The sequence below is a fragment of the Rhodococcus aetherivorans genome, from assembly GCF_011058165.1.
In the GTDB taxonomy this organism is placed as follows: Bacteria; Actinomycetota; Actinomycetes; order Mycobacteriales; family Mycobacteriaceae; genus Rhodococcus; species Rhodococcus aetherivorans.
In genome coordinates, this window is the sequence record NZ_JAALEG010000152.1 from 1 (window position 1) to 6168 (window position 6168).

Here is a 6168-nt window from a genome sequence, read left to right on the forward strand (position 1 = left end):
GGGGCGGGCGGCGGACGGGGCGACGGCGGCGTCGAGATACTCGACCGAGCCGGTCGCGCGCAGGACCGTGCGGACGCCGGGCGGCGCCCACCGCACGGCCGGGTCGCGGCCGAGCACGGGGTCGACGAGGTCGATGCGGCGGCCGCGGGTGTGCAGGGTGCAGCCGCCGGCGGCGAGGACGTTGCGCACCCAGTCGGTGCGGGGGCCGTAGGTCAGGGCGATGCGGTAGCCGCCGTCGCGACCGAACACCAGCACCGGGGTGCGGTAGCGGCGCCCGGTACGCCGGCCGCGGTGCTCGATCACCGCCGTCAGCGGTAGGTGTCCGGCCACCGGCCGGGCGAGCCGGTTGGTGACGACCCTGTTGAACCGGGCCAGGGCGCGGGGCAGCGGCACGGTCAGCCTCCTGCCGGTCGCGTCGCACGCCGGTGGGGCCGCCGCGGGACGCGGCGACCCCACCGGCGCGGCGTCACAGGTACTGGCCCGTGTTCGACTCGGTGTCGATCGCCCGGCTGGCGCTGGCGTTCTTGCCGGTGACCAGGGTGCGGATGTAGACGATGCGTTCGCCCTTCTTGCCGGAGATCCGGGCCCAGTCGTCCGGGTTGGTGGTGTTGGGCAGGTCCTCGTTCTCGGCGAACTCGTCGACGATGGAGTCGAGCAGGTGCTGCACCCGCAGACCGGGCGCGCCGGTTTCGAGTACCGACTTGATCGCGTACTTCTTGGCGCGGTCGACGATGTTCTGGATCATCGCGCCGGAGTTGAAGTCCTTGAAGTACAGGACCTCCTTGTCGCCGTTGGCGTACGTCACCTCGAGGAAGCGGTTCTCCTCGCTCTCGGCGTACATCCGGTCGACGACCCGTTCGATCATGGCGCGCACGCACGCCCCGCGGTGCCCGCCGAACTCGGCGAGGTCGTCGGCGTGCACCGGCAGACCCTCGGTGAGGTACTTGGAGAAGATGTCCAGCGCCGCCTCGGCGTCGGGCCGCTCGATCTTGATCTTCACATCGAGTCGGCCGGGCCGCAGGATCGCCGGGTCGATCATGTCCTCGCGGTTGGACGCGCCGATCACGATGACGTTCTCGAGACCCTCGACGCCGTCGATCTCGGACAGCAGCTGCGGCACCACCGTGGTCTCGACATCCGACGACACACCGGAGCCGCGGGTGCGGAAGATCGAGTCCATCTCGTCGAAGAACACGATCACCGGCGTGCCTTCGGAGGCCTTCTCGCGGGCCCGCTGGAAGATCAGCCGAATGTGGCGTTCGGTCTCGCCGACGAACTTGTTGAGCAGCTCGGGGCCCTTGATGTTGAGGAAGTAGGACTTCGCTTCCTTCGAATCCTCGCCGCGGGCCTCGGCGATCTTCTTGGCCAGCGAGTTGGCGACGGCCTTGGCGATGAGGGTCTTGCCGCAGCCGGGCGGGCCGTACAGCAGCACGCCCTTGGGCGGGCGCAGCGCGTACTCACGGAACAGGTCCTTGTGCAGGAACGGCAGTTCCACCGCGTCGCGGATCTGCTCGATCTGCCGGCCGAGGCCACCGATGTCGTTGTAGTCGACGTCGGGAACCTCCTCGAGGACGAGGTCCTCGACCTCGGCCTTGGGGATGCGCTCGAAGGCGTAGCCGGCCTTGCTGTCGACCAGCAGCGAATCACCCGGCCGCAGCTTGAACGACGGCTCGGCGTCCTCGCTCACCTCGACGGTGCCGGCCGCCGCGGCGGCCGCGGCGGCGAGCGGCGCGGCCAGCCACACGATGCGCTCCTCGTCGGCGTGTCCGACGACGAGGGCGCGGGTGCCGTCGTCGAGGACCTCGCGCAGGGTGGTGATCTCTCCGACCCGCTCGAATCCGCCGGCTTCGACGACGGTCAGCGCCTCGTTCAACCGGACCGTCTGGCCGGAGACGAAACCATCGGGTTCGAGGTTCGGGGACACCGTGACCCGCATCTTGCGGCCGGAGGTGAACACGTCCACGGTCTGATCGTCGTAGATGCCGAGCAGCACCCCGTAGCCGCTGGGGGGCTGACCGAGCCGGTCGACTTCCTCGCGCAGGGTGATCAGCTGCTGGCGCGCCTCCTTGAGCGTGTCCATCAGCTTGCCGTTGCGCACGGTCAGGGAGTCGATCCGGGCCTCGAGGTCACGGACCTGTTCGGACGGTTCGACGAGCCGCCGCCGCAGGGCGGTCGCCTCGGCGCGCAGCGCTTCGAGTTCTTGTGCCGCCGCAACCGAATCCGGGTTCTCTGTCGAGCTCATGTGCGACTCCCTCCACTATCGGTCTTTCCACGCTACCGGCAGACGGCCGACTGTGTGGTGCGACGCGAAATCGGCATGCTGCGAATGCGTGTCGGATTCCTCACGGCCGCGGGCCCGAATCCCCGATACCGATGTTAGCCTTGCCTTTCTCTCTGCCGGGTCGAAAGGATTCCCGTGACCACTCGCACCAGACGGGCCGCTGCCGCCGTCGCCGTCGCCGCACTGACCGCGCTGCCCGCCTGCGCCGCCGACGACTCCGCCGGTAAGTCGCCCACATCCTCCGCCGCGACGACGTCCGCGGCCGGCCCCGCCGCCGCGGCAACCGAGGGCGAGCTCGAAGCGGTGCTGACGACGTTCTTCGACCCGGCGGTGCCGGCGGCGGACAAGGCCGTGGTGGTCGAGGACGGCGACGACCGGAGCGCGCTGCTCGAGCAGTTCAACGGGGTGCTCGCCGGCTACCCGCTCACCGCCGACGTCGAGTCCGTGAACGCCGTCGACGACGACACGGTCTCGGCAACCGTGCAGGTCACCGGTCCGCACGGCGGCGCCCCGATGCCGCTGACGTTCGAGCGGGAGGACGGCACCTGGCGGCTGGCGGACGAGAGCACCTGCCAGGTCCTGGCGATGGGGTCGCTGAACTGCTCGTGACCGGGGCGGCTCGGCCGCCGTGCGGATCAGGCGGCTCGGCCGCCGTGCGGACCGGAGCGGTCAGCCCTTGCTGGGCCGGCGCTGCGGCTTCGGTGTGACGGTGCCCTCGGCGAGGCGGCGGGCGCTGACCAGGAACGCGGTGTGCCCCTGCATCCGATGCTCCGGACGCACGGCCAGGCCGACCACGTGCCAGCCGCGCACCATCGACTCCCACGACCGCGGTTCGGTCCAGCAGGTCTGCTCGCGCAGCGCCTCGACCACCTTCGACAGCTGAGTCACCGTCGCCACGTACACGATCAGCACCCCACCGGGTACCAGCGCCTTCGCCACCGTCGGCAGCGCGTCCCAGGGGGCCAGCATGTCCAGCACCACCCGGTCGACCGGACCGTGCCGGTCGAGGTCGTAGTCCGCGACGTCGCCCACCGTGAGATCCCAGTTCCCGGGACGCTCCCCGAAGAACGTCTCGACGTTGCGCACCGCGTGCTCGGCGTGGTCGTCGCGCACCTCGTAGGAGATCACCCGGCCGGTCGGCCCCACGGCCCGCAGCAGCGAACAGGTCAGCGCACCCGAACCGGCGCCCGCCTCGAGCACCCGCGCGCCGGGGAACACGTCGCCCTCGTGCACGATCTGCGCGGCGTCCTTGGGGTAGATCACCTGCGCCCCGCGCGGCATGGACAGCACGTAATCGGTCAGCAGCGGCCGCAGCGCCAGGTAGGGGGTGCCGTTGGTGGAGGTGACGACGCTGCCCTCGTCCGTGCCGATGAGCGCGTCGTGCAGGATGCCGCCGCGGTGGGTGTGGAACTCCTTGCCCGCCTCGAGCACCACCGTGTACTTGCGGCCCTTGGCGTCGGTGAGCTGCACCCGGTCACCGACCTCGAACGGTCCGCTGCGCCCGAGTCCACCTGCTGCCATCGCCGTATCCACCTTCGTCCGCTCCGCCGGTACCGACACCGTGTCGGTCCCGGGCCATACCCTGCCAGGTGTGAGCACAGCCGCGACGACGCCCCCCACCGACGACCGGCCCGCGGCCCCGCGGACGCCGGCGCTGTCGCCGTCGCGCGCCGCCGACTTCAAACGCTGTCCGCTGCTGTACCGGTTCCGGGCGATCGACCGGATCCCCGAGGTCCCGTCGCGGGCCCAGCTGCGCGGCAGCGTCGTCCACGCAGCCCTCGAGGCGTTGTTCGCGCTGCCGGCCGCCGAGCGGCGGCCCGGACCCGCCGGCGAGCTGGTGGCACCGGCGTGGCAGCGGCTGCTCGAGGAGGCACCCGACCTCGCCGACGTGATCGGCCCGGGCGAGCGCGACCGGTTCCTCACCGAGGCCCGCGCCCTCGTCGCCCGCTACTTCGCACTCGAGGATCCCACCGGGTTCACCCCGCAAGCGTGCGAGCTGCGCGTGGAAACCGAACTGGACGACGGGCTGCGGCTGCGGGGCTTCGTCGACCGGATCGACATCTCCCCTCAGGGGCTGGTGCGCGTGGTCGACTACAAGACCGGCCGGGCACCCCGCGAGACCGGCGAGGCGGCGGCGCTGTTCCAGCTGAAGTTCTACGCGCTGATGGTGCTGCGCACCCGCGGGGTGGTGCCGGCGCGGCTGCGGCTGCTGTACCTGGCGGACGGACAGGTGCTCGACTACACCCCCGACGGGGACGAACTGCGCCGCTTCGAGGGCACCGTGCGCGCCCTCTGGGCGGCCGTGCGCACCGCGACCGACGCACGGGACTTCCGGCCCAACCCGGGGCCGCTGTGCCGGTGGTGCGATCATCGGGTGCGGTGCCCGGCATTCGGCGGCACCGCCCCGCCCTATCCGGGCCGGTCGGACGAGCCCGCCGGCGCGGCCCGTCCCGAGGAGGAAACGAGCGAGTGAGCGACGCGGCGTACTTCGTGCCGATCGACGGCGGCCCCGGCGACGGGGGCACTGCCGTCGAACGGTTTCGGCCCACCGCCCATACGGTCAGCACGTGGGCACCGACGATGCAGCACGGCGCCCCGCCGTCGGCGCTGCTGGCCCGCGCCCTCGAACGCTGCGGCCGCCGCCCCGACGCCCGACTGACCCGCATCTGCGTCGAACTGCTCGGCCCGGTGCCGCTGACCGAGATCGAGGTCCGCACCCGCATCGACCGCCCCGGCCGCAAGGTCGAACTCGTCGTCGCCGAGCTGTGGGCCGCCGGCCCCGACGGCACCCCCCGAGCGGTGGCCCGTGGCACCGCCTGGCGCATGCAGACCGCCGACCTGCCCGAGGTCGCCCACGCCGCGGACGCGCCGCTGCCGCCGCCGGCGCAGGGCGTCGTCGAACACCCCGGCTCGGCGTTCTGGCAGACCGGATTCGTGCGCACCCTGGACTGGCGCACGATCACCCCGATCGGGGCGCCGGGGCCGTCGGCGGCGTGGCTGCGCACCGACCTGGCGCTCGTCGAGGGCGAGGCCCCGACCCCGGTCGAGCGGCTGTTCACCGTCGCCGATGTCGCCAACGGCGTCGGTTCCAAACTCGACCCCGCCGTCTGGACCTTCCTCAACACCGACCTGACGGTGCACCTGTTCCGGGAACCGGTCGGCGAGTGGGTCGGCATCAGCGCCGAGACGTCCACCGGCCCCGACGGGGTGGGCATGACCGCCGGGGTGCTGTACGACGAGGACGGCGCCGTCGGACGGATCGCGCAAACCGTGCAGGTCCGCCCCCGCTGACCCCGCCGCGGGTACCGATCACCGGGCGGGCGCCCGCGGACCGTGCCACACTCGACCGGACATTTCGGTCGGCACCAGGGGAGGACGACATGCCCGCGACCGGTCCCCACCGCAGAGCCCGCGCCGCCACCGCCGCGCTGCGCACGGCACCGTGGTGGACGTCCGTGCTCCTCGGACTCGTCTGCCTGCTGCTCGGCCTGCTGCTCACGACGAGACCGCTGACCTCACTGTCCGCGCTGGGCCTGCTCATCGGCCTGGCCGCGATCACCGCCGGCACCGCCGACCTGCTCGCCGCGTACCGCTCCCACGCCGGGGCGGTGGCGACCGCCACCGCCCTCGCCTGGATCGGGTTCGGCATCGCCGTCCTCGCCTGGCTCGGCCGGGCCCTGGATCTGCTCGCCCCCGCCGTCGCGCTCGCCCTCGTCGTCGGCGGCGCCCTGCGTCTGGTCCGCGCCGCCCGCGGCGACCTCGACGAGCGACTCACCACCGCAGTCCTCGGCCTCGCCGACATCGTGTTCGGTGTCCTCGCCTGGCGCTGGCCCGACGTCACGGTCCTCGTCGTCGCCTTCCTGTTCGGCATCCGCACCGTGTTCTTC

Annotated in this window: 7 protein-coding genes; 4 read left to right on the top strand and 3 right to left on the bottom strand. The window is 72.3% G+C overall.

Annotation, left to right across the window (positions count from 1 at the left end; all coding sequences use genetic code 11):
* Together G6039_RS29370 and arc are read right to left on the bottom strand one after the other, a co-directional pair.
* On the bottom strand, nt 1–393 hold a 393-nt coding region (locus G6039_RS29370; RefSeq protein ID WP_164528178.1), incomplete at its 3' end, for a nitroreductase family deazaflavin-dependent oxidoreductase.
* Nucleotides 394–466: 73 nt separating this feature from the next.
* Nucleotides 467–2242, bottom strand: a complete 1776-nt coding sequence (gene arc, locus G6039_RS29375; protein ID WP_029543755.1) for a proteasome ATPase — start codon at nt 2240–2242, stop codon at nt 467–469.
* A 174-nt stretch (nt 2243–2416) separates the two neighbouring features.
* On the opposite strand from arc, the gene G6039_RS29380 reads away from it, so the two are divergent.
* On the top strand, nt 2417–2890 hold the full coding sequence (locus G6039_RS29380; RefSeq protein WP_029543753.1) for a WKL family lipoprotein: 474 nt from the start codon (nt 2417–2419) through the stop codon (nt 2888–2890).
* Nucleotides 2891–2950: 60 nt separating this feature from the next.
* On the opposite strand, the gene G6039_RS29385 is transcribed toward G6039_RS29380, so the two are convergent.
* The gene (locus G6039_RS29385; protein ID WP_029543751.1) at nt 2951–3802 is read right to left on the bottom strand and encodes a tRNA (adenine-N1)-methyltransferase; all 852 of its coding nucleotides are present in this window, start codon (nt 3800–3802) and stop codon (nt 2951–2953) included.
* Between the two features lie 70 nt (nt 3803–3872).
* Between G6039_RS29385 and G6039_RS29390 the strand changes: the two genes are divergently transcribed.
* The 3 genes from G6039_RS29390 to G6039_RS29400 all read left to right on the top strand — a co-directional run.
* A complete protein-coding gene (locus G6039_RS29390) occupies nt 3873–4754 on the top strand; it encodes a RecB family exonuclease (protein ID WP_029543749.1) in 882 nt (293 codons plus the stop codon).
* Nucleotides 4751–5572: a thioesterase family protein gene (locus G6039_RS29395; protein WP_006931174.1), complete on the top strand. Its 822-nt coding sequence runs from the start codon at nt 4751–4753 to the stop codon at nt 5570–5572. The genes G6039_RS29390 and G6039_RS29395 overlap by 4 nt, the downstream gene beginning before the upstream one ends.
* Before the next feature lie 89 nt (nt 5573–5661).
* Nucleotides 5662–6168, top strand: a 507-nt coding sequence (locus G6039_RS29400) for a DUF308 domain-containing protein (protein ID WP_206531462.1), incomplete at its 3' end; no start/stop codon positions are given.